At 72.9% G+C, this 22,758-nt stretch carries 16 protein-coding genes; 12 read left to right on the forward strand and 4 right to left on the reverse strand.

Annotated features, from left to right (window positions below; all coding sequences use genetic code 11):
• Positions 1–79: 79 nt before the first annotated feature.
• Positions 80–2,050, forward strand: coding sequence for an ATP-dependent DNA helicase (locus ABZZ38_RS22865; protein ID WP_356742900.1), 1,971 nt, complete (start codon positions 80–82; stop codon positions 2,048–2,050).
• Between the two features lie 152 nt (positions 2,051–2,202).
• On the opposite strand, the gene lexA is transcribed toward ABZZ38_RS22865, so the two are convergent.
• Positions 2,203–2,988, reverse strand: coding sequence for a transcriptional repressor LexA (gene lexA, locus ABZZ38_RS22870; RefSeq protein ID WP_356742902.1), 786 nt, complete (start codon positions 2,986–2,988; stop codon positions 2,203–2,205).
• 818 nt (positions 2,989–3,806) lie between these two features.
• Here lexA and nrdR point away from each other — a divergent pair.
• Positions 3,807–4,319 carry a transcriptional regulator NrdR gene (gene nrdR / locus ABZZ38_RS22875; RefSeq protein ID WP_356742904.1) on the forward strand — a complete coding sequence of 171 codons (513 nt, stop codon included), beginning with the start codon at positions 3,807–3,809 and terminating at the stop codon, positions 4,317–4,319.
• Positions 4,320–4,469: 150 nt separating this feature from the next.
• On the forward strand, positions 4,470–7,367 hold the full coding sequence (locus ABZZ38_RS22880; RefSeq protein ID WP_356742906.1) for a vitamin B12-dependent ribonucleotide reductase: 2,898 nt from the start codon (positions 4,470–4,472) through the stop codon (positions 7,365–7,367).
• Between the two features lie 145 nt (positions 7,368–7,512).
• Here ABZZ38_RS22880 and ABZZ38_RS22885 read toward each other — a convergent pair whose 3' ends face one another.
• On the reverse strand, positions 7,513–8,043 hold the full coding sequence (locus ABZZ38_RS22885; protein WP_356742908.1) for a TerD family protein: 531 nt from the start codon (positions 8,041–8,043) through the stop codon (positions 7,513–7,515).
• A 289-nt stretch (positions 8,044–8,332) separates the two neighbouring features.
• Here ABZZ38_RS22885 and ABZZ38_RS22890 point away from each other — a divergent pair, with 289 nt between their 5' ends.
• From ABZZ38_RS22890 to ABZZ38_RS22915, 6 genes are all read left to right on the forward strand, one after another.
• Positions 8,333–8,938, forward strand: coding sequence for a YdbC family protein (locus ABZZ38_RS22890; protein ID WP_356742910.1), 606 nt, complete (start codon positions 8,333–8,335; stop codon positions 8,936–8,938).
• 134 nt (positions 8,939–9,072) lie between these two features.
• A complete protein-coding gene (locus ABZZ38_RS22895) occupies positions 9,073–9,732 on the forward strand; it encodes a histidine phosphatase family protein (protein WP_356742912.1) in 660 nt (219 codons plus the stop codon).
• Positions 9,733–9,744: 12 nt separating this feature from the next.
• On the forward strand, positions 9,745–10,674 hold the full coding sequence (locus ABZZ38_RS22900) for an ADP-ribosylglycohydrolase family protein (RefSeq protein ID WP_356742914.1): 930 nt from the start codon (positions 9,745–9,747) through the stop codon (positions 10,672–10,674).
• Positions 10,675–11,185: 511 nt separating this feature from the next.
• Positions 11,186–12,724 (forward strand): DUF4173 domain-containing protein, encoded by a 1,539-nt coding sequence (locus ABZZ38_RS22905; protein WP_356742975.1) that lies wholly within the window; start codon positions 11,186–11,188, stop codon positions 12,722–12,724.
• 439 nt (positions 12,725–13,163) lie between these two features.
• Entirely contained in the window at positions 13,164–13,874 is a 711-nt protein-coding gene (locus tag ABZZ38_RS22910; protein ID WP_356742916.1) for a ribonuclease HII, read from the forward strand.
• A gap of 91 nt (positions 13,875–13,965) precedes the next feature.
• Entirely contained in the window at positions 13,966–14,640 is a 675-nt protein-coding gene (locus tag ABZZ38_RS22915; RefSeq protein ID WP_356742918.1) for a hypothetical protein, read from the forward strand.
• Between the two features lie 238 nt (positions 14,641–14,878).
• Here the strand turns inward: ABZZ38_RS22915 and ABZZ38_RS22920 are convergent, their stop codons facing one another.
• Together ABZZ38_RS22920 and ABZZ38_RS22925 are read right to left on the reverse strand one after the other, a co-directional pair.
• On the reverse strand, positions 14,879–15,508 hold the full coding sequence (locus ABZZ38_RS22920) for a hypothetical protein (RefSeq protein WP_356742920.1): 630 nt from the start codon (positions 15,506–15,508) through the stop codon (positions 14,879–14,881).
• Positions 15,509–15,736: 228 nt separating this feature from the next.
• Positions 15,737–17,917, reverse strand: coding sequence for a RecQ family ATP-dependent DNA helicase (locus ABZZ38_RS22925; RefSeq protein ID WP_356742922.1), 2,181 nt, complete (start codon positions 17,915–17,917; stop codon positions 15,737–15,739).
• Positions 17,918–18,228: 311 nt separating this feature from the next.
• On the opposite strand from ABZZ38_RS22925, the gene ABZZ38_RS22930 reads away from it, so the two are divergent.
• The 3 genes from ABZZ38_RS22930 (at position 18,229) to ABZZ38_RS22940 (ending at position 22,666) form a co-directional block, all read left to right on the forward strand.
• Positions 18,229–19,590 (forward strand): DUF4192 domain-containing protein, encoded by a 1,362-nt coding sequence (locus ABZZ38_RS22930; protein WP_356742924.1) that lies wholly within the window; start codon positions 18,229–18,231, stop codon positions 19,588–19,590.
• Between the two features lie 115 nt (positions 19,591–19,705).
• Positions 19,706–21,826 carry a glycogen debranching N-terminal domain-containing protein gene (locus tag ABZZ38_RS22935; protein ID WP_356742926.1) on the forward strand — a complete coding sequence of 707 codons (2,121 nt, stop codon included), beginning with the start codon at positions 19,706–19,708 and terminating at the stop codon, positions 21,824–21,826.
• 72 nt (positions 21,827–21,898) lie between these two features.
• Positions 21,899–22,666 carry an NUDIX domain-containing protein gene (locus ABZZ38_RS22940; RefSeq protein WP_356742928.1) on the forward strand — a complete coding sequence of 256 codons (768 nt, stop codon included), beginning with the start codon at positions 21,899–21,901 and terminating at the stop codon, positions 22,664–22,666.
• Positions 22,667–22,758 lie beyond the last annotated feature (92 nt).

Here is a 22,758-nt window from a genome sequence, read left to right on the forward strand (position 1 = left end):
GGGTGAGGCGGGCGAGCGGTCCATTCGTGATGATCACCGCGGTCGGGTTGTCAGTGCCGCACCGTAGGGTGGACGGGCTATGACGAAGCCATCCCTCCCCGATCTCCTCCACGCCGCCGTCACCGCCGTCGGCGGCGTGGAACGGCCAGGCCAGGTCACCATGGCCGAGGCCGTCGCCCAGGCCATCGACGACGGCTCCCACCTGCTCGTCCAGGCCGGCACCGGCACCGGCAAGTCCCTCGGCTACCTGGTGCCCGCGCTGGCGCACGGGGACCGGGTCGTGGTCGCCACCGCCACCCTGGCGCTCCAGCGGCAGCTGGTCGAGCGCGACCTGCCGCGGACCGTCGACGCGCTGCACCCGCAGCTGCGCCGGCGCCCGGAGTTCGCCATGCTCAAGGGCCGGTCGAACTATCTGTGCCTGCACCGGCTGCACGAAGGCGTCCCGCAGGACGACGAGGACGGCCTCTTCGACGCCTTCGAGAGCGCGGCGCCCAGCAGCAAGCTGGGCAAGGACCTGCTCCGGCTGCGCGACTGGTCCGACGAGACGGAGACCGGCGACCGGGACGACCTGACGCCAGGCGTCTCCGACCGTGCCTGGGCGCAGATCTCGGTCTCGTCCCGGGAGTGCCTGGGCGCGTCGAAGTGCGCGTACGGCGCGGAGTGCTTCGCCGAGGCCGCGCGCGAGCGCGCCAAGCTGGCCGACGTCGTCGTCACCAATCACGCGCTGCTCGCCATCGACGCGATCGAAGGCGCCCCCGTGCTCCCGCAGCACGAGGTGCTGATCGTCGACGAGGCGCACGAACTGGTCTCCCGGGTCACCGGTGTCGCCACCGGCGAGCTCACGCCCGGCCAGGTCAACCGCGCCGTGCGGCGGGCCGCGAAGCTGGTCGACGAAAAGGTCGCCGATCAGCTCCAGACCGCCGCGGAAGGCTTCGAGCGGTTGATGGAGCTCGCGCTGCCGGGGCGTCTGGAGGAGATCCCGGAGGACCTGGGGTACGCCCTGATGGCGCTGCGCGACGCGGCGAGGGCGGTCATCTCGGCGCTGGGCTCGACGCGGGACAAGTCGGTCCAGGACGAGGACGCGGTCCGCAAACAGGCCCTCGCCGCCGTCGAGACCGTCCACGGTGTCGCCGAGCGGATCACCCAGGGCTCGGAGTACGACGTCATCTGGTACGAGCGCCACGACCGCTTCGGCGCGTCCTTGCGCGTGGCCCCGCTCTCCGTCTCCGGGCTGCTGCGCGAGAAGCTGTTCGCCGACCGGTCGGTCGTCCTCACCTCCGCCACCCTCAAGCTGGGCGGCGACTTCAACGGGGTGGGCGCCTCGCTCGGCCTTGCCCCCGAGGGCACCGAGGGCGAGGACGTACCGGTCTGGAAGGGCATCGACGTCGGCTCGCCCTTCGACTACCCCAAGCAGGGCATCCTCTATGTCGCGCGGCATCTATCGCCTCCGGGGCGGGAGGGCAGCCGTACGGACATGATGGACGAGCTCGCCGAGCTGGTGGAGGCCGCCGGCGGCCGTACGCTCGGGCTGTTCTCCTCCATGCGCGCGGCCCAGGCCGCGGCCGAGGAGTTGCGCGGCAGGCTCGACCAGCCGATCCTCCTCCAGGGCGAGGACACGCTCGGCGAGCTGATCAAGAAGTTCGCGGGGGACCCGGAGACCTGTCTTTTCGGCACGCTGTCCCTGTGGCAGGGCGTCGATGTGCCCGGGCCCAACTGTCAGCTGGTGGTCATGGACCGCATTCCGTTCCCGCGCCCGGACGATCCGCTGATGAGCGCCCGCCAGAAGGCGGTGGAGGAAGCCGGGGGCAATGGCTTCATGGCGGTGGCCGCGACCCATGCCGCGCTGCTCATGGCGCAGGGAGCGGGGCGCCTCGTGCGCGCGACGGGGGACCGGGGTGTGGTGGCGGTGCTCGACCCGCGTCTCGCCAACGCCCGGTACGGCAGCTATCTGCGGGCGTCCATGCCGGACTTCTGGTACACCACGGACCGTAATCAGGTGCGGCGCTCGCTCGCGGCGATCGACGCGACGGCGAAGGCGGACGGCTCATAGCGTCCACGCGTGCGGGTGCGCCCGCACCCCGCGCCCGTCGGCGCGACGGCGGCGGGGCGTGCAGGCGTACGGCCCGCTCAGAGCAGGGCATAGCAGGACCCCGGGACCGGCGCAGTGGGTCCCGGGGTCGCCCAGGGAGCGGCGGGGAGGTGTCAGACCCGCCGCAGGACCGCCACCACCTTGCCGAGGATCGTGGCCTCGTCACCGGGGATCGGCTGGTATGCGGCATTGTGCGGGAGCAGCCACACGTGGCCGTCCTCCCGCTTGAAGCGCTTGACGGTGGCCTCGCCGTCCAGCATGGCGGCCACGATGTCGCCGTTCTCCGCGACCGGCTGGCGGCGCACCGTCACCCAGTCGCCGTCGCAGATCGCGGCCTCGATCATCGAGTCACCGACGACCTTCAGGACGAAGAGCTCTCCGTCACCGACGAGCTGGCGGGGGAGGGGGAACACGTCCTCGACCGACTCCTCGGCCAGGATCGGCCCACCGGCCGCGATCCGGCCGACCAGCGGGACGTACGACGCGGCGGGCTTGCCCGTGGTGTCGGTCGGCTGGCTGCTGGGCTGGTCGGATCCCCGGACTTCGTAGGCCCTCGGCCGGTGCGGGTCCCTGCGCAGGAATCCCTTGCGCTCCAGCGCCATCAGCTGATGGGCCACGGAAGAGGTGCTGGACAGTCCGACCGCTTGGCCGATCTCGCGCATCGACGGCGGATAGCCCCGCCGCTGCACCGAGTCGCGGATGACCTCGATGACCCGCCGCTGCCGGTCCGTGAGTCCGGAGCTGTCCGCCCGGATGCCGGGAGGTCGTCCCGGCAGGGAGCGCGCGGGCTTGGGCCCCTCCCCGGTCATGGTTGCTTCATTGATGGCGTGCACCGGCTCGAGGCGGCTCTGGGAGCGGTCCCGGGCTGCGATGGCGGCACTGTCTGCGGTGGTGGTCACGTCGGCCCCTCTCGAATGTTCTCCCTAGCCGGACAACGGTAGTAGCTTTCGAAAGGTTGCGCCAAACACACGTTCGAGTGAAAATTCGCGGAATGGCTTACGTGTACGTGTGACTAGGTGTATGTGCGACCTCTCGGGGACCCCGCCGCGGTGGCGACCGGGGTCTTCACGCTAACCTCCACCGCCGCCGCCCGGTGGGGCGGGGGGTGCGTAGCCCAGTCTGTCACCCGGCGAGTCCGTCACCCGGCGACCCGGGATCGGGAGGAGCTGTGCCCGTCCCGTAGGCTCGGGCCGCCGCCGATACCCCCCTCGTGTCCGGTCCGCCCGGACCGCGTCCCGCGCGGGCCGTAGCGGTCCGCGGCGCTTGCGGTACGGCTCCGTTCCACTGAGCTGTTCCGTGGCGTGTCGCGCCGGCGCCGATCGCACGCCGACCCGGACGGGCGATCCGGTGCGCGCCCCCGTCGGTGCCCGCCCGTACCGGCACCTGTGGAGGCGCCGGCCCGGACACCGTGGGTCCCCCGCGGGCCGCGACGCGGTCCCCGCCGGGTCGGATCCGGACTCCCTCCGCAGGCCGTCCGGCTCCACGCGGGCCCTGTGCCTGCGACGTGTGCGCTGCGTGTCCGAGCCGCGACACGCGCGATGTGCCGAATGGTCGGGCAGACCCCAGATCTAGTGGTTGGATGGCGTCGGCCGCCCAGAAGTTGTGGTCCCCCGGTCCGCCGGGGGTGCGGCCATCGCCTATGCTTGGGGCTGCTTCGAGGGGCCTGACCGGCCCTGGCGAGGCTATTCAGTCGTGCTGTGAAGGAGGGTTGGGAGCCATGCACTGCCCCTTCTGCAGGCACCCCGACAGCCGCGTCGTCGACAGTCGCACCACCGACGACGGGACGTCCATCAGGCGCCGTCGCCAGTGCCCCGACTGCTCCCGCCGTTTCACCACGGTGGAGACCTGCTCGCTCATGGTGATCAAGCGCAGTGGGGTCACGGAACCCTTCAGCCGCACCAAGGTCATCAACGGCGTGCGCAAGGCGTGCCAGGGGCGGCCGGTCACCGAGGACGCCCTCGCCCAGCTCGGCCAGCGGGTCGAGGAGGCGGTGCGTGCCACGGGCAGCGCGGAACTGACCACGCATGACGTCGGACTGGCCATACTCGGCCCGCTGCGGGAGCTCGACCTCGTCGCGTACCTGCGCTTCGCGTCCGTGTACCGGGCGTTCGACTCACTCGAAGACTTCGAGGCCGCCATCGCGGAGCTCCGCGAGCGGCGGCCACACGCGGAGGGGCACGGGCCCGGGGCGTCCCCCGGGGTCCCGGTGCCTGCCGCCGCCGCCGACTGATCGCCCCGACCGGCGATCGGCCGCGAAGCGGCTGGAGCGGCTATGGACCTGTCGCGGGCACTGTGCGTGGTGCTCGTGGCAACAGACAGAGACGGTGCCCCGGGAAGATCTGGGCACTACAGGGTGTTTTGCCCGTATATGGGAGGCGGCATGACAGAGACGACGAGCGGCCCGGCACGAGGGGCCCGCGCCAAGGGGGCCAGGGCGAACAAGGGCCTGCGCATCGAGCGCATCCACACGACCCCGGGCGTGCACCCGTACGACGAGGTCGTCTGGGAGCGTCGTGACGTCGTCATGACGAACTGGCGCGACGGCTCGGTCAACTTCGAGCAGCGTGGCGTCGAGTTCCCCGACTTCTGGTCGGTGAACGCGGTCAACATCGTCACCAGCAAGTACTTCCGCGGAGCCGTCGGCACCCCGCAGCGCGAAACCGGTCTGAGGCAGCTGATCGACCGCATCGTGAAGACGTACCGGAAGGCCGGCGAGGAGTACAACTACTTCGCCTCGCCCGCCGACGCGGAGATCTTCGAGCACGAACTGGCCTACGCCCTCCTGCATCAGATCTTCAGCTTCAACTCGCCGGTGTGGTTCAACGTCGGCACGCCGCAGCCGCAGCAGGTCTCCGCGTGCTTCATCCTGTCCGTCGACGACTCCATGGAGTCGATCCTCGACTGGTACAAGGAAGAGGGAATGATCTTCAAGGGCGGCTCCGGCGCCGGCCTGAACCTCTCCCGCATCCGCTCCTCCAAGGAGCTCCTCTCCTCCGGCGGCAACGCCTCCGGCCCCGTCTCCTTCATGCGCGGCGCCGACGCCTCCGCGGGAACGATCAAGTCCGGTGGCGCCACCCGCCGTGCCGCCAAGATGGTCATCCTCGACGTCGACCACCCCGACATCGAGGACTTCATCCAGACCAAGGTCAAGGAAGAGGAGAAGATCCGCGCCCTGCGCGACGCGGGCTTCGACATGGACCTGGGCGGCGACGACATCACGTCCGTCCAGTACCAGAACGCCAACAACTCGGTCCGCGTGAACGACGAGTTCATGAAGGCCGTGGAGTCGGGCGGCAAGTTCGGCCTGCGCGCCCGTATGACCGGTGAGGTCATCGAGGAGGTCGAGGCCAAGTCGCTCTTCCGCAAGATGGCCGAGGCCGCCTGGGCCTGCGCCGACCCCGGCATCCAGTACGACGACACGATCAACCACTGGCACACGTGCCCGGAGTCCGGCCGCATCAACGGCTCGAACCCGTGCAGCGAGTACATGCACCTGGACAACACCTCGTGCAACCTGGCCTCGCTGAACCTGATGAAGTTCCTCAAGGACGACGGCAAGGGCAACCAGTCCTTCGAGTCCGAGCGCTTCGCCAAGGTCGTCGAGCTCGTCATCACCGCGATGGACATCTCGATCTGCTTCGCGGACTTCCCGACCCAGAAGATCGGCGAGAACACCCGCGCCTTCCGCCAGCTCGGCATCGGTTACGCCAACCTCGGCGCTCTGCTGATGGCCACGGGCCACGCGTACGACTCCGACGGCGGCCGGGCGCTGGCCGGTTCCATCACGTCGCTCATGACGGCCACCTCGTACCGCCGCTCCGCCGAGCTGGCCGCGGTCGTCGGCCCGTACGACGGCTACGCCCTCAACGCCGAGCCGCACAAGCGCGTCATGAGGCAGCACTCCGACGCCAACGCCAAGGCCGTCCGCGTGGACGACCTGGACACGCCGATCTGGGCCGCCGCCACGGAGGCCTGGCAGGACGTGCTCCGGCTCGGCGAGAAGAACGGTTTCCGTAACTCCCAGGCGTCCGTCATCGCCCCGACCGGCACCATCGGTCTCGCGATGTCCTGCGACACCACCGGACTGGAGCCCGACCTCGCCCTGGTCAAGTTCAAGAAGCTGGTCGGCGGCGGCTCGATGCAGATCGTCAACGGCACCGTGCCGCAGGCGCTGCGCCGCCTTGGTTACCAGGAGGAGCAGATCGAGGCGATCGTCGCCCACATCGCCGAGCACGGCAATGTGATCGACGCGCCCGGCCTCAAGCAGGAGCACTACGAGGTCTTCGACTGCGCCATGGGCGAGCGCTCCATCTCCGCGATGGGCCACGTGCGCATGATGGCCGCGATCCAGCCGTGGATCTCCGGCGCCCTGTCCAAGACGGTCAACCTGCCGGAGACGGCGACCGTCGAGGACGTCGAAGAGGTCTACTTCGAGGCGTGGAAGATGGGCGTCAAGGCGCTCGCGATCTACCGCGACAACTGCAAGGTCGGCCAGCCCCTCTCCGCCAAGAAGAAGGAGAAGGAGAAGGCCGAGATCACCGAGAAGGCCGAGGAGACGATCCGTACCGCGGTCGAGAAGGTGGTCGAGTACCGCCCGGTCCGCAAGCGCCTCCCCAAGGGCCGTCCCGGCATCACCACGTCCTTCACGGTGGGTGGCGCCGAGGGGTACATGACCGCCAATTCCTACCCGGACGACGGTCTCGGCGAGGTTTTCCTGAAGATGTCCAAGCAGGGTTCGACGCTCGCGGGCATGATGGACGCCTTCTCCATCGCCGTCTCGGTCGGTCTGCAGTACGGCGTTCCGCTGGAGACGTACGTCTCGAAGTTCACCAACATGCGCTTCGAGCCGGCCGGCATGACGGACGACCCGGACGTGCGGATGGCGCAGTCGATCGTCGACTACATCTTCCGCCGCCTCGCGCTGGACTTCCTCCCCTTCGAGACCCGCTCGGCGCTCGGCATCCACTCGGCCGAGGAGCGTCAGCGCCACCTGGAGACCGGCTCCTACGAGCAGTCCGTCGACGATGTCGACGTGGACGTCGAGGGCCTCGCCCAGTCCGCCCCGCGCCAGCAGGAGACGCCGAAGGCGGTGTCCGCCCCCACCGAGCAGGCGGAGATCCCGGCTCCGAAGCAGGCGCACACCTCGGCGGAGCTCGTCGAGATGCAGCTGGGCATCAGCGCGGACGCGCCGCTGTGCTTCTCCTGCGGCACCAAGATGCAGCGGGCCGGCTCCTGCTACATCTGCGAGGGCTGCGGCTCGACCAGCGGCTGCAGCTGAAACCGGGCGGAAGCGCGGCGGACGCGACATCCGGCGTAGCCCGCACGGGTAGCTGACCACCAGCTCACGAGGAAGGGGACCGGCCGAAGGCCGGTCCCCTTCTTCGTGCCCGCTTCGGCGCGTTTCGCAGGGCGCGTCAAAGGGGTCAGGCCTGTGGGGCGCCCATCAGTTCGGTGAAGGACTGCGGATCGGCGTCGAACCCACGGACGGCCCGGTGGCACTCCCACCCGCCCGTACCGTCGCGGAGGAACTCCACGACGGTCACGGCGGTGGCATCGCCGAGGCCGGTGAAGTCGTAACTCTCCAGCTCCCGGTAGCCCTCCTTCACGACGGCCATCGCGTGGTCGATGTCGGAGAACGTCCTCCGCCCGCCGCCCTGCTGTATGGCCACGCCCACGACCACGCGCGCGTACTCCGGCGCCAGGCGGTTCAGCTCCAGGGTCATGGCCTCGTCCGAGCCGAAGCCCTGGCCGGTGCGGCTCTCCCGGTGGAGGGTGATGGTCCCGTCCGGCGAACGGCTGCCGAAGTGCACCAGGTACACGGGGGTGCCATGGGGGTCGTCGGCTCGGTAGACGGCGGCGATGATGTCGAGATCGTGGTCCGGGGCGCCGGCGGGGCTCGGATCCCACTTGAGTGTCACCTCGACTTTGCCGACCCCCTTGTTGGCACTGCTCACGGGATTCCCCTCTCTCTACGGATATCGCGTACGGCCTCGTACGGATCTCGCGTCGGCTCTCGCGTGCGGAGCTCGGGCGTGGACCTCTCGTGCGTGGCCAACTGCCCGCGGTCCTCGGCTCCTTGCCCATGGTGTCACGCGGACCCGGTGGGGAACGGCTCGTCCCGCACGGCGACCCCGGCGCGGTGATCGAACGCGCGGACGGCACCAGGAGGCGGACGGGCCCCCTGGAGGGGGCGGTGTGCCGGAGCGTGGACCGCGCCGACTCCGGCGCCCTTACGATGGCGCGGTGCTGGTCAAGTGGATTCGCTGCACCGTGGTGGACCGTCGTGGGTTCGAGCGGGGACAGCGGAAGTGGGCGGGGCTGCCGGGCGAGCCCGGATTCCGGGGGCAGGGCGGCGGGTGGAGCCGGACGCGGCCCGGTGTGGCCCATGTCTTCGCCTTCTGGGAGAGCCGTGCCTTCTACGACTCGTTCATGGCGCGCTCGCACGACCGGCTGGCGGCCTCGCAGTCGGGCACGTACAAGGACATGCAGGTCAAGTTGTTCGACCACCGCTTCGATGTGAAGACGGGGTTCGAGCCGCGGTTCACCGACGCCGATGTGGTCCGGGTCGCGCACACCCGGATCCATGAGGAGCGGGTCGAGCATTTCGCCCTGATGCAGGAGAAGGTGTGGAACCCGGCGATGGCCGGGTCGCCCGGGATGCTGCGGGGGCTGTTCGGCGAGGCGCCGGGGCACGAGTTCCTGGTGCTGTCGATGTGGCGGTCGGCGGCGGAGCACGGCAAGTACCGCACGGAGCGGGTCGAACGGCTGGCGCTGCGCGCGCAGATCGAGGCCGACGTGGCGGCACTGACGGGGGACGTCGTGGACCTCGAAGCGGCCTGGACCGTGTGACGGGGCGGGACCGGACCCGCGGGCCGGGGTCGGGGCTCGGGCGGCCCGGCCCGGGGGCGGCCTGGTGCGCCGGATGGCGTTCGGCGGACCCACCCGGCCGAGCCCCGGCACGGCGTCCCCTCTAGGGTCGTGGCATGGCACGACCGCGACGCATCGTCCTCGTACGCCACGGCGAGTCGGAGGGCAATGACGACGACACGGTGTACGAACGCGAGCCCGACCACGCGCTGAGGCTCACCGAAACCGGTCGGCGCCAGGCAGAGGAGACGGGCGAGCGGCTGCGGGCGCTGTTCGGGGACGAGCGGGTCAGCGTCTACGTCTCGCCGTACCGCCGCACCCATGAGACGCTCCGGGCCTTCCGGCTCGACCCCGCCCTGGTCCGGGTCCGGGAGGAGCCCCGGTTGCGCGAGCAGGACTGGGGTAACTGGCAGGACCGGGAGGACGTCCGGCTCCAGAAGGCGTACCGGGACGCGTACGGGCACTTCTTCTACCGGTTCGCGCAGGGGGAGTCCGGGGCCGACGTGTACGACCGGGTCGGGGCCTTCCTGGAGAGCCTGCACCGCAGCTTCGCCTCGCCCGATCACCCGCCGAACGTGCTCCTGGTCACGCACGGCCTGACCATGCGGCTGTTCTGCATGCGCTGGTTCCACTGGACGGTCGCCGACTTCGAGTCGCTCACCAATCCGCGCAACGGCGAGATGCGGACCCTGGAGCTCGGCCCGGACGGCCGCTACACACTGGACCGCCCCTTCGACCGCTGGCGAACCCCCGAGCCGTACGGCACCACCGGATAGAGTGGCAGTGCGATGACCGCTGACTCCTCTCTCGATGCCTTCGACGCTCTCGACCGGCGCTTCGGGCGTGCCCTGGCCAGCCTGCGCGGGCTGTCCGTGGGAGACGCCCTGGGCTCCCAGTTCTTCGTACCCGTCAATTACCCCCTGCTGAAGCGGCGCGAGCTGCCGCCGGAACCCTGGCAGTGGACCGATGACACCGAGATGGCCTGCTCGGTGCTGGCCGTGCTCGCCGAGCACGGCCGCGTCGACCAGGACGCACTCGCCCGCTCCTTCGCCGAGCGACAGGACTTCGACCGTGGCTACGGCCCCGCCGTCAACCGGATGCTCCGGCTGATCAGGGAGGGCGGCGACTGGCGTGAGCTGGCCGCGGCGCTGTTCAACGGCCAGGGCTCCTGGGGAAACGGCGCGGCCATGCGCATCGCCCCGCTCGGCGCCTGGTACGCCTCCGACCCGGAGCAGGCCACACACCAGGCCGAGATCTCCTCGTACACCACGCACCAGCACCGCGAGGCCGTGGTGGGCTGCATGGCGGTGGCCGCCGCTGCCGCGCTCGCCGCCGGCCCGGGCGGGCCGCCCAAGCCCGAGGAGCTCCTCGACGGGGTCATCGCCCTGGTGCCGCGCAGCGCGGTGGGCGCGGGGCTGCGCCGGGCCCGGGACATGCTCGACTACGGCGACCCCGGGACCGTCGCCGCGGTGCTCGGGTGCGGCCGGCGGACGAGCGCGCACGACACGGTGCCGTTCGCGATCTGGTCGGCGGCCCGAGCCCTGGGCGACTTCGAGAAGGCGTTCTGGACGACCGCCCAGGCGGGCGGCGACGTCGACACGACCTGCGCCATCGTCGGCGGTGTGGTGGCCGCGGCGGAGGGCGGGGCACCGCCCGCCGCGTGGGTGGAGCGCACCGAGGAGCTGCCCTGGTGGCTGCCCTCGGGTCCGGCGCGCTGAGCCGGGCCCCAGGCTTCGACTGTCACGGTCCTGCCACAGCGGAGGGCCCGTGAGGAGCGGGTGCCGCCCCCGGGGCTAGCCTTGCGGCCACGCCGCCGCGTTGATCATGACAAGCGCCGCGGGCCGAACAGACACCGGCATCCGTAGGCCCGCCGCACCTCCGATGCGAGGGGCGGCGCGCACGGGCCGGTCGGGAGGGGGTCCCGTGCCCGATACGCCGTCCGCATCGCCGTCACCGTCGTCTTCATCATCATCTTCGTCATCACCGTCACCATCACCGTCACCGTCACCATCGTCGTCCCCGTCCACGGGGTCTTCGGCCCCCGAGTCCCCGTCCACGGGGTCACCGTCCTCGCCGTTGTCCTCGTCCTGCGCGTCGCAGTCGTCGTCGCTTCCCGCCGCGCCGCCTCAGGGAACGGCCTCCGCGACCACCCAGGGCGCCGCCCGTACCCGTGCGACCGGCGCCCCCGGGACCGGCGCGCGCCCCGCGCCGGTCAACCCCTGGCAGCGGATGCCGGCGCAGGCTCCGGAGACCTGGCTGTCCCGCATACGCCCCAAGGCGCCGGGCCCCGTGCCGACGGCCACCCTCTGGTGCGTCCTGGCGACCGCGCTGCTCAGCGCCCTTCTGCTCGGTGACGGCCTCGGGCTGAACCTGCTCGTCGTCGCGATCCCCGCGACGCTCGCCGCCTACGTCGCCGCCCGCGCCGCCGGGCGCCGTATCCGCCCCTGGTCCCTGGTGTGGGGGATCGGCGGTTTCGCGCTGCTGGCCGTGCCGGCACTCCGCGACGCCGGCTGGCCGACCTTCCTCGCCCTCGTCACTGCCCTGGGCCTCGGGTCGCTCGCGCTGCACGGCAGCCGCGAATGGCGGGGCATCCTCCTCGGCCCGCTCGGGCTGTTCGAGTCTCTGGGGCCGGGGCTCGCCTGGGGCTGGCGAGGGCTGCGGGAGCGCGCGGACGGGCCGCGGGGCCGCTTGGGTCCCGCGCTGCGGACGACCGCGGTGGCCGTCGGGCTGCTGGTCGTGTTCGGCGCGCTGTTCGCGGGGGCCGATGCCGCGTTCGCCGACCTGCTCGGCTCGCTGATGCCCGACCTCGACTCGGTGGCCGACGGGCCCTGGCATTTCCTCCTCTTCCTGATCGGTCTCCTCGGAGCGCTCGCCGCTGCCCACACGGCCGCCGCCCCCCTGCGCTGGGACCTCCTGCGGGCGCGGCCCGGCCGTCCTCGCGGCCGTGTGGAGTGGGCGCTTCCTCTCATCGTGCTCAACCTGCTGTTCGCCGCCTTCAACGCCGTCCAACTCGCCGTGCTCTTCGGCGGGTACGGAAAGGTGCTCAGCGAGACGGGCCTGAGTTATGCCCAGTACGCGCGCCAGGGTTTCTGGCAGCTGCTCTGGGCGACTGTCCTCACCCTCGTCGTCATCGGGCTCGCCCTGCGCTGGGCGCCCCGCGGCGGTGCCCGTGACCGCACCCTCGTCCGGGCCGTGCTGGGCACCCTGTGCCTGCTGACGTTGATCGTGGTCGCCTCCGCGCTGCGCCGCATGGACCTCTATGTCGACGCGTACGGGCTGACGCGACTGCGGATCTCGGTGGCCGCGATGGAGCTGTGGCTCGGCGTCGTGATCGTGCTGATCATGGCCGCCGGTGTCCTCGGCGCGCGGCGGCTGCCCCTGCCGCGCGCCGTCGCCGTCAGCGCCGCGGCCGGGGTGCTCGCCTTCGGACTGCTCTCGCCCGACGCGCTGGTCGCGGAGCGCAACGTGCAGCGTTACGAGCGCACCGGCAAGATCGACGTCGGCTATCTGGACGGTCTGTCGGCCGACGCCGTGCCCGCTCTGGACCGGCTGCCCGAACCGCTGCGCTCCTGCGCCCTCAAGGACATCGACGACACCCTGAAGGAGCGGGCGGCGCCTTGGTACGCGACCAGCCGGGGCGAACGCCGTGCCCGCGAACTCCTGGCCCGGCACGGTGTCTCCACGACGGGTTACCAGTGTGTGCCCGAGCGGAACGGCATCCAGGACGAGTACACCGAGTACGACCCGTACGACCCGTACGGCCCCTGACGACAAAACGCGGGCCGCGAGGGCGACCGCCTTTGCCTTCGCGACAGCGACAGTGTGACGGCGGAGAAGTCCCGGAGTGATCGGCTCCCGGCGCGGTCGATCTGTCCTGCCGTCTTCCTCAGGAGCCGTACGCCGCCAATACGGCGGGGTGTTGTCCGGTCGGACGCGACCGACGTCATGGTCGAGGAGGTGGTTCCGGCCATGACGGCGCGCCGGTCAAGGGCGTGTGCGGGAGCGAATGACGTGACGGTGATACCGCCAGGTATGCCGACCGCGTGATGACGCCCCCACCGCGCCCGGCGGCCGGCTGACACGCCCCGGGCCCGGCCCGGCGGGGGACCGGTGGAACCCGCGCGAGGGACGAGCCGGAGCGGGGCGTGGCCGAGAATCTCATCCGGGTGTTGCGGGCGGGGGTGGGCGGCGTAACCTATCTGGCGCCATGCCGTACGAACCACCCACCCACACCGTCGAGCGCTCGATCCGAGCGACAACCGGCGCCAAGATCATTGCCGGAGTCGACGAGGTCGGACGAGGGGCCTGGGCCGGGCCCGTCACGGTCTGCGCGGCGATCACCGGACTGCGTCGGCCGCCCGTCGGCCTCACCGACTCCAAGCTCATCAGCCCCAAGCGCCGCGGTGAGCTGGCCGAGGAGCTGGAGAGGTGGGTGACGTCGTACGCGCTCGGCCACTCCTCCCCGGAGGAGATCGACGAGCTCGGGATGACCGCGGCGCTCCGGCTGGCCGCCGTACGCGCTCTGGACGCCCTGCCGGTGCGCCCCGACGCGGTGATCCTGGACGGCAAGCACGACTACCTCGGGCAGCCCTGGCGGGTCCGTACGGTGATCAAGGGGGACCAGTCCTGCGTCGCGGTGGCGGCCGCCTCGGTGATCGCCAAGGTACGGCGGGACGCGATGATGGCCGAACTCGCGGCCGGGACCGAGCCGTACGCGGCGTTCGAGTTCGCCGCCAACGCCGGCTATCCCTCGCCGGTGCACAAGGCCGCGCTGCGCGAGTGGGGCCCTACGCCGCACCACCGGCTCAGCTGGGCCTATCTGGACGCGCTGCCGCAGTGGCGGCACCTCAAGAAGGTCCGCGTCTCCGCGGAGGCGGCCGCACTGGAAAGCGGGGGCCAACTGGGCTTCGATTTCTGACCTGTCCGGCCGCACCCGGCTGAACAGCACGGTCGCGTGTACACGCCACCCGCCGGTGTCACTCGTACCGGCGTTTGATAGACATCCATCCATGCCTCTCATCCCCGAGGAGCCTCAGATTCACGAGAGTGCCCAGGGTCCCCGCGCCACTCCGGCCGCCGGCCGCCCCGCGCCGACCCCCCGCCCCGTACCCGGTCCGCGTTCCGCGGCCTCGCCGCGCCCCGGCCGTCCGGGTCCCGGTCCGGCCAGGCCCACGCCGCCGGTACCGCGCCCGCACACCGGTGCCGGGCAGTCCCCTTCGACCCCGACCCCTGCCAGGGCTGTGCCGACGGCGCCGTCCGCGTCCCGGCGGGAGAATCGTTCCGCGTCGCGGAACCAGCCGCAGATCCAGCTGATCCCCGCTCCCGAGAACGGCGCGCTGGACGCCGCCGAGGAGGCGGTGGACCTGCTGCTCGAAAGCGGTCGCGCGCCGGGCGACATCCTGGTGCTCACGACCGGCGACCCGCACCCGTGGGCGGCGCACGAGCTGTCCTTCGGCGATGCCTCCTACTGGGCGCAGCACGACGCCCGCGACGACGTGTTCTTCGCGGACGCCGCGGCCGTGGAGCGTGCCTCCGAGCGGCCCGTGGTGGTCGTGGCGGTCAACGGCGGCGACGACGAGGTCACCGGCCGGGCTCTGCCCGCGGCGATGGCACGGGCGGAAGCCCTGCTGATCGTGTGCGGCGAACCGCAGCGGATCAACTCCGTGCTCGGTGCGGGCGTCTGACACCACGCCGTACGCGCCGCCGCCCCGCGCCCACCTCGCGGTGGGGGGCGATCGGACGGCGCGGGGTGCCGGGCACCGGCCCCCGACTGCCGACCCCAGGCCGGGCGGCCGGCACTGGTCGGCAGCCGCCCGGTCGGCGGTCGGCACCGGCGGAAGCGGACGCCCCGTGGCCCGGCCCGGCGGGGAGCATCTGCCCGCACGGCCGGCCGACGCGCGGATCGCGGCGCGGTGTCGTGCCTCAGCGCGCCGCCGTACGGCGCAGGGGCTCCGCCGCCCCGCCGGCCGTGCGCGGGGCGGGAAGCGGCTCATCGGTCATCGTGTCCGCGAGGTCGCCGGGCTGGGAGTGGGAGTGCGGGCGCCGGCCCCCGCGGCCCTCGCCCAGCACCTGCCAGCCGCTCCTCGTGAGCGTGATGTACGCCCCGCAGCGCAGCCCGTGCAGGGTGCACGCGTCACGCAGGCCCCACATCCAGGCGCCGTCCTCCTCCGTCCATCGCCCGTCGCCCTCACGGCAGTACAGCAGGACCGCCGTGCGCACCGGAGTGCGGCGCCTCAGGTCGTGAGGAACGACCCGGCGCAGGTGCGCGAGCAGCGCGTTACGGAACTCCCAGCCGTCCGCCGGGATCGCGCGACGGGCGAACGAGGCGCTGGCGGTGAGCCGTTCCTCATGGTCGAGGACGGCGACGACCGCCGTTGCCGGCGACGGCCGGTGGCGGGCGTGCAGGCCGCTGACGATCTCGCGGGGGTTGCGCAGCAGTGGGATACCCGCCGCGGCCCACTCGGCGGGTTCGAGCATGCGGGCGAGGCGGCTGGCGGAGTCGGCCGGGGTGGTGAGCGAGGTGGCTGCGGACGAAGCGAATCCGAAGGTCACGTTCCTCCCTTCGCATACGCGCCCACAGTGGGGGCAAGGTCGAGTGGGGCGCGCCGCGGCACAGCCCTTCGAGGGCCCTCGCGGACCGTGAACGGGCCGTGCGGGGGGCGGCTTCCAATTCTTGCGGGCGCAACGGTCAGGCGGCAACGAGCAATTGGGGCCGCTGCCTGGTATAGGACGGTATGACACTCATATCCTGCCCAGAAGATCTCCTGATGACGCGTCCGGTCACCCCTGAACGGCCAGGACCAGCGGAAACACCCCCTCCGCTCCCGCCCGGCGCAGCAGCCGCGCCGCCACCGCCAGCGTCCAGCCGCTGTCCGCCAGGTCGTCGACGAGCAGCACCGGCCCGCCGGCCGAGGCCAGCTCCTGGGCGAGCGCGGGCGGCACCGTCAGAGCCCGGTGCAGCCCCAGGACCCGCTGTGCGCTGTTCGTACGCGAGATCCGTGCGTCCACCGCCTCCGGCACGTACTCGACGGAGCCCAGCAGCGGCATCCGGCCCACCTCGGAGATCCGCCGGCCGAGCGAGCCGACCAGCTCGGGCCTGGCCCGGGAGGCGACGGTGACGACCCCGACCGGCCGGGACGGCGCCCCGGGCTCACCGGAGGCCCAACCACCCGGCCCCTTGGCCCAGTCGGCGAGAACGGTCACCACGGCGTTCACCACATCGTCCGGGACAGGACCGTCCGGTGCGCGCTCCGACAGCATCGGCCGCAGCCGGTTGCCCCAGCCGATGTCGGAGAGCCGCCCCAGGGCCCGGCCCGGAGAGGACTGCTCCCCGGCGGGGATACGGCCCTTGAGGTCGACGCCCACCGCCGACAGACCGGTCGGCCACATCTTGCGCGGCTCGACCTCGACCCCCGGCCGGCCCAGCTCACCGCGCGCCGCGTCCAGCGCCGCCGCCGACACCTTGGCGTCGAACCGCGGCCCCGAGCAGTTGTCACAACGCCCGCAGGGCGCGGCCTCCTCGTCGTCCAGCTGTCGCCGCAGGAACTCCATCCGGCAGGTCGTCGCCGACGCGTAGTCGCGCATCGCCTGCTGCTCGGCGGCGCGCTGCCGCGCCACCCACGCGTACCGCTCGGAGTCGTACGACCAGGGCTGCCCCGTGGCTGTCCACCCGCCCTTGACGCGGCGCACCGCACCGTCCACGTCGAGGACCTTGAGCATCGTCTCCAGGCGCGTGCGGCGCAGTTCCACCAGGGGTTCCAGGGCGGGCAGGGACAGCGGCCTGCCCGCCTGCGCCAGCACGTCGAGGGTCCGGCGCACCTGCTCCTCGGGCGGGAAGGCGACCGAGGCGAAGTACTGCCAGATCGCCTCGTCCTCCTTGCCGGGCAGCAACAGCACCTCCGCGTGTTCCACCCCGCGGCCCGCCCGCCCCACCTGCTGGTAGTAGGCGATGGGGGACGAGGGCGAACCGAGATGCACGACGAAGCCCAGGTCGGGCTTGTCGAAACCCATCCCCAGCGCGGACGTGGCGACGAGCGCCTTGACCCGGTTGGCCAGCAGGTCCTCCTCCGCCTGCTGGCGGTCCGCGTTCTCCGTCCGGCCCGTGTACGAGGACACGGTGTGGCCGCACTGGCGCAGATACGCGGTGACCTCCTCGGCCGCCGCGACCGTGAGCGTGTAGATGATCCCGGAGCCGGGCAGCTCCCCGAGATGGTCGGCCAGCCAGGCCAGACGGTGGGCGGCGTCCGGCAGCCCGAGCACCCCGAGGCTGAGGCTCTCCCGGTCGAGCGGTCCACGCAGGACGAGCGCGTCGGTGTCCGCGCCCGTACCCAGCTGCTCGGCGACATCCGCCGTCACGCGCGCGTTGGCCGTGGCGGTGGTGGCCAGCACCGGTACCCCGGACGGCAGCTCCGCCAGCATGGTGCGCAGCCGCCGGTAGTCGGGCCGGAAGTCGTGGCCCCAGTCGGAGATGCAGTGGGCCTCGTCCACGACGAGCAGGCCGGTGGCGGCGGCGAGCCGGGGCAGCACCTGGTCACGGAAGTCCGGATTGTTGAGCCGCTCGGGGCTGACGAGAAGCACGTCCACCGTGCCCGCGGCCACCTCGTCCTGAATGCCGTCCCACTCCTCCGTGTTGGAGGAGTTGATGGTCCGGGCACGGATTCCGGCCCGTGCCGCGGCCTCCACCTGGTTGCGCATCAGTGCGAGGAGGGGTGAGACGATCACGGTCGGTCCGCTGCCCCGCTCCCGCAGCAGCGAGGTGGCGACGAAGTAGACCGCCGACTTCCCCCAACCGGTGCGCTGCACGACGAGTGCGCGCCGCTTGTGCGCGACCAGCGCCTCGATCGCTCGCCACTGATCCTCGCGCAGCCGCGCCGTACCGCTGCCGTCCCCGACGAGACGGGCGAGCACGGCATCGGCGGATGCGCGAAGGGTGCTGGGTCCTGCGTCGCTCGTGTGCTCCATGCCCCCATGCAACAGCACGGGTCCGACAACGGGCGAACCGACGGCCGGGCGGTGAGCCGAACCGACCGCGCCGGGCCCGCGTGCGCACGCCCCCCCGCGCCGGCATGTCGATGTATCTCCTTGTCCCCCCGTGCGACGACTCTGCGCGCCCGGGGCGCGGCAGGTGAGCAGAGGGGTGGCCGGCGGGTGGGCGGTGGGCGGATACGCGTATAGCAGCCGGACAGCGGGAGCGCGAGCGGCTGCCCCGGCCTGTGGACAGGGGTTATCCACAGGGGTCGACGGTCCGCGGCGTTCGCGGGACCGTCGTGACCATGAACAAGCACCACGACATGACCGGACCCACCGACGACCGCCAGCAGATCACCCTGCGCACCCCGGCAGAACTGGCCGACGCGCTGCCGTACGTGCTGGGCTATCACCCCACCGACTCCATCGTCCTCGTGGCGCTCCACGGCAACCGCGGCCGCTTCGGCGGCCGGGTCAGGCTCGGCATTCCGCAGTCGCCCCGGGAGTGGCCACCTGTCGCCGAACAGCTCGCCGAGTGCCTCATCGAGGGGTGCGAGCGGCGCGGCTCCCGCCCCGACGGCATCGTGGTCTTCCTCTGCCAGGACCCGGCCGAGGGGGAGACGGGCCGGCACGTCATGGAGCGCCTCCGCCCCCTCGCCCAGCGACTGCGCACCGCCTGCGGCTCCTTCGACGTGCCGGTGTACGAAGCGCTCTGCATCTCCGACGGGCGCCTCTGGTCCTACTGCTGCCCCGACTCCCGCTGCTGCCCGCCCGAGGGAAGCGTCCTCGCCCTGCCCGGTACGTCGGTGATGGCCGCCGCCGCGGCGTACGCGGGCATCCGGGTGCGCGGCTCGCTGCGCGATCTGGAGGAGCGGCTGCGGCCCTGGCGGTCCGGGGCGGCCGGCGAACAGGGGAGCGCGCTCGACGCGGCGAGCGCGGCGCTGGTGCCCAGGATCCTGGACGCGGAGCACCGCGAGGAGGTGCGTACGGAGACGATCCGGCTGGCCCGCCGGGTCATGCGGCGGCTCCAGGAGAAGCCGGTGGCGCCGGAGCCGGTCACGGCCGATGCCCACGACGACGCCCTGATCGGCCATGAGGAGGCCGCCGCGATGATCGTCGGCCTCCAGGACCGCACCACCAGGGACCGGGCGGCGGAGTGGATGGAGGGGCCCGAGGCCGCGCCCGCGCTCCGGCTCTGGCGAGCACTGGCCCGCCGCTGCGTCGGCGCCTACGGGGAGCACGCCGCGGCGCCGCTGACCCTCGCAGGCTGGGTCGCCTGGTCGACCGGTGACGAGCCGAGCGCGCGGATCGCGCTGGGGATGGCCCTCCAGGCCGACCCCGAGTACGTCTTCGCGAGGCTGCTGCACCAGGCGTGCAACGAGGGCCTGGACCCCGAGTCGCTGCGCGCGTGCCTGCGCGAGGAGCGCGGCGCGCGAGCGGCCTTCGGCGCACGGGCGGCGGCGCGCCGGCCGCGCACCCGGCCTGCCCGCGTACCCGCCGCCGGGAGGAGGTCCCCGGGCAGGCCCGACCAGGGCGCCGCCCCGCGCAGGCCCGACCGGGGCGGGAGTGTGCCCGCCGCGGGGCGCCGCCCGGACGGCGCCACGGTGAGGGCACGTACCCGGGCGGCACGGCGCACCGGGGAGCGTGGCGGCAGGAGCGGGCGATGACGGCCGTGACCGGTGCCCCGGTGGAGCCGTTCACCTCTGTGGCGGAGTCGCCCGACCCGTGCCGCCGTACCTCCAGCGGCTGTCCGGAGCGCACAGAAGGCCCAGCACACCACCCATGGAACGCACCGTCCCCTCCCGCCCCGTCACGCAGTCCCGGCAGCCGCCCGAGTCCCGGCCCGTTACCGGTCGCGCCCCGTCGGGCGCTTCCGGAGCACCCGCGGCTCCGGCTGCTCGCCCACGCCCCGCCGTCCCGGAGGGGCTCGGTCGCGGCCGGCCGGGGCCCGGGCACCCCGGCGACCTGCCGCCCGTCCATCAGGCCCTCATCTGCGTCGCCCTTCCCCGCCTCGCGATGTCGGCCGACCACGGCCAGCTCACCGGGCACGGGCTGGAGGGCGTCTACCAGTCCGGCCGCCGGCTCCTCTCCCGCTGCCTGCTGCGGGTGGCCGGCCGTGAACCCGTCACCGTCCAGGGCAGGCTCGTCGACTCCGACCGCGCCCGGTTCCTCTCCGTGGTGCGCACCCCCGCCGACCCCGGCCCCGACCCCGGCATCGGCGTCGAACGCTCCAGGGACGCCGAGGGAACCGAGCGCATCACCTTCCGCAGCTCCCTGGGGCGCACCACCCGGCTCCCCGTGGAGATCGCCGTCGGCACGGATCTCGCCGACCTCGGCGCGGTGGCGGCAGGCCGGCCCGGACCGGAACTGCGCGCCACCGTCCACGACGCGGGCATGCGCTGGGCCGCACCCGACGGCACCCACGCCGTCCTCACCGCCGACCCGCCCCCCAAGGACGCCCTCGCCTCGGCCGGCCTGCTGCGCTGGGAGCTGGAGCTGCCACCGGGCGCGGCGCGCACCATCGAACTGCGGGTCCGCTCCGGTCGTCCCGTCCGACCGGCGGGCCGGACCGGCGAGCCCGTGCTGCCGGAGGCCCGGGCGGAGAGCGACGATCCGCGGGCGGACCGGCTCCTGCGGACCGCGCTCGGCGACCTGCGGGGGCTGCTGCTGCGCGACCCCTCGCGTCCCGGCGGCCTCTACCCGGCCGCGGGAGTGCCCTGGCGCAGCGGTCTCGCACCGGCCGAGGCGCTGTGGGCCGCCAGGATGGCCCTTCCGCTCGGCACCCGCCTCGCCGCCACCACCCTGCACACCGTCGCCCGCACCCAACGCGGCGGCTCGGGGCCCGACGCCGGGCGGATCCCCGGCCCTCTCCGGGACGCCGGCCCGCACCTTCCCCCCGGTTGCACCGGCGTCGAGGCGACCCTCGCCTTCCCCGTCGTGCTCGCCGAGGCCCGGCGCTGGGGCCTGCCCGACCAGGACCTCGTGGAGCTGCTTCCGGCAGCCGAGCGCTGCCTGGAGTGGCTGCGCGCCGCCGCCGACGGCAGCGGCATGCTGCCGGAGCCGAGCGCCGCCGGGCTCCGGCGTGCCGAGACCCAGGCCCACGCCCACCGGGCCGCGCTGCTCGGCGCCGATCTCCTGGACGCCTGCGGTCGCCCCGGCGCGGACGCCTGGCGGGACTGGGCGGCGCAGCTCCGCCAATGCTTCCGGGAGGACTTCTGGCTCGACGATCCCACCGGAGGCCGCCCCGCCGCCGCCCGTGCGGCGGACGGCAGGCCGCTGCCCCATCTCGGAAGCGGCGCCGCCCACCTGCTGGACACCGGGCTGCTGGGCGGTGGGCGGCTCGCCGAAGGGCTCCTGGACAAGACGCGGACCGAGCAGCTGGCCAGGCTTCTCGGCAGCCCTGCCATGGACTCGGGCTGGGGCCTGCGCAGCCTCGGGTCCAAGGAGCCCGGACACAATCCCTTCGGCCACCGCACCGGGGCGGTGCGGGTGCACGAGACGGCCGTCGCCGTCACGGGACTCGCCGCCGCGGGCCACGACGAGGAGGCGCTGTCGTTACTGCGCGGACTGCTCGACGCCGCCGAGGCGTTCGCGTACCGGCTGCCCGAGATGTACGCGGGGGAGCAGCGCACGGCGGACGCGGCCCCCGCCCCGCACCCCGCCGCCTGCCGTCCCGTCGCCGTGGCCTCGGCCGCCGCCGTGCAGGTGCTGACCGCGCTGGCGGGGATCCGCCCCGACGCGCCGGCCGGCACGGTCGCCCTCCATCCGGTGCGCAGCGCCCCGCTCGGCGAGATCCGGCTCTCCGGGCTGTCCGTCGCGGGAGAGCCCTTCGCGGTGCGGGTGAGCAGGCTGGGTCTCGGCATGGTCGAGGAAGCCGCCCCCGGACTTCAGCTGGGGGTGTGACCCGTGCGGGATCCGGTCACCGCACAGGCCGGGGGACGTGCTTATCGTCAGGAAGACGACTATGATCGCGGCATGTCGCCCTACGACCCGTCGGCTTTTCCGCCCTTCGCCGTGACCGTCGATCTGGTCGTGCTCACCGTGCGCCGCCACGCGCTGTGCGCACTGGTCGTACGGCGCGGAGAGCCGCCCTTCCAGGGGCGCTGGGCCCTGCCCGGAGGCTTCGTGCGGCCCGACGAGGACCTCGGCGCCGCCGCGGCGCGCGAACTCGCCGAGGAGACCGGCCTGTGCGCCCACGACCCCGGCACCCCGCTCCCCGCCGCGGGGAACGGCGCCCACCTGGAACAGCTCGCCACCTACGGCGACCCCAAGCGCGACCCCCGCATGCGGGTGGTCAGTGTCGCCCATCTCGCCCTCGCTCCGGACCTCCCCGCGCCCCGGGCGGGCGGTGACGCCCACAGCGCGCGCTGGGCACCCGTCGAGGAACTGCTCCAGGAGACGGGTTTCGGCCGCGAGGACGAACAGCCGGCCCCGCTCGCCTTCGACCACGCCCGGATCCTGGCCGACGGCGTGGAGCGTGCCCGCTCCAAGATCGAGTACTCGTCGCTGGCCACCGCCTTCTGCCCGCCCGAGTTCACGGTCGGCGAGCTCAGGCGGGTCTACGAAGCGGTGTGGGGCGTCGCCCTCGACCCCCGCAACTTCCATCGCAAGGTGACCGGTACACCGGGCTTCCTGGTCCCGTCCGGCGGCACCACCACCCGGCAGGGCGGCCGGCCTGCCCAGCTCTTCCGGGCCGGTGGAGCGACACTGCTCAATCCGCCGATGTTGCGCCCCGAGGTCTGACACCGGGGCAGCGCACCCCAGCGCTGCGCAAAAAGTCCGAAATGGCGCGTTATGTTGCTGCGGTACCCGACCTGCCGCCGAGCGGTCCCATC

Source organism: Streptomyces sp. NPDC006368, from assembly GCF_040612535.1.
Taxonomy (GTDB): Bacteria; Actinomycetota; Actinomycetes; order Streptomycetales; family Streptomycetaceae; genus Streptomyces.

Excerpts from the sequence above, each read along its gene's own strand:
- ABZZ38_RS22925 (WP_356742922.1), bottom strand. The coding sequence starts at position 17,917 with ATGGAGCACACGAGCGACGCAGGACCCAGCACCCTTCGCGCATCCGCC.
- ABZZ38_RS22895 (WP_356742912.1), top strand. The coding sequence starts at position 9,073 with ATGGCACGACCGCGACGCATCGTCCTCGTACGCCACGGCGAGTCGGAG.
- ABZZ38_RS22880 (WP_356742906.1), top strand. The coding sequence starts at position 4,470 with ATGACAGAGACGACGAGCGGCCCGGCACGAGGGGCCCGCGCCAAGGGG.
- ABZZ38_RS22935 (WP_356742926.1), top strand. The coding sequence starts at position 19,706 with ATGGAACGCACCGTCCCCTCCCGCCCCGTCACGCAGTCCCGGCAGCCG.
- nrdR (WP_356742904.1), top strand. The coding sequence starts at position 3,807 with ATGCACTGCCCCTTCTGCAGGCACCCCGACAGCCGCGTCGTCGACAGT.
- ABZZ38_RS22900 (WP_356742914.1), top strand. The coding sequence starts at position 9,745 with ATGACCGCTGACTCCTCTCTCGATGCCTTCGACGCTCTCGACCGGCGC.
- ABZZ38_RS22905 (WP_356742975.1), top strand. The coding sequence starts at position 11,186 with ATGCCGGCGCAGGCTCCGGAGACCTGGCTGTCCCGCATACGCCCCAAG.
- ABZZ38_RS22940 (WP_356742928.1), top strand. The coding sequence starts at position 21,899 with ATGTCGCCCTACGACCCGTCGGCTTTTCCGCCCTTCGCCGTGACCGTC.
- ABZZ38_RS22865 (WP_356742900.1), top strand. The coding sequence starts at position 80 with ATGACGAAGCCATCCCTCCCCGATCTCCTCCACGCCGCCGTCACCGCC.
- ABZZ38_RS22915 (WP_356742918.1), top strand. The coding sequence starts at position 13,966 with ATGCCTCTCATCCCCGAGGAGCCTCAGATTCACGAGAGTGCCCAGGGT.
- ABZZ38_RS22930 (WP_356742924.1), top strand. The coding sequence starts at position 18,229 with ATGAACAAGCACCACGACATGACCGGACCCACCGACGACCGCCAGCAG.
- ABZZ38_RS22910 (WP_356742916.1), top strand. The coding sequence starts at position 13,164 with ATGCCGTACGAACCACCCACCCACACCGTCGAGCGCTCGATCCGAGCG.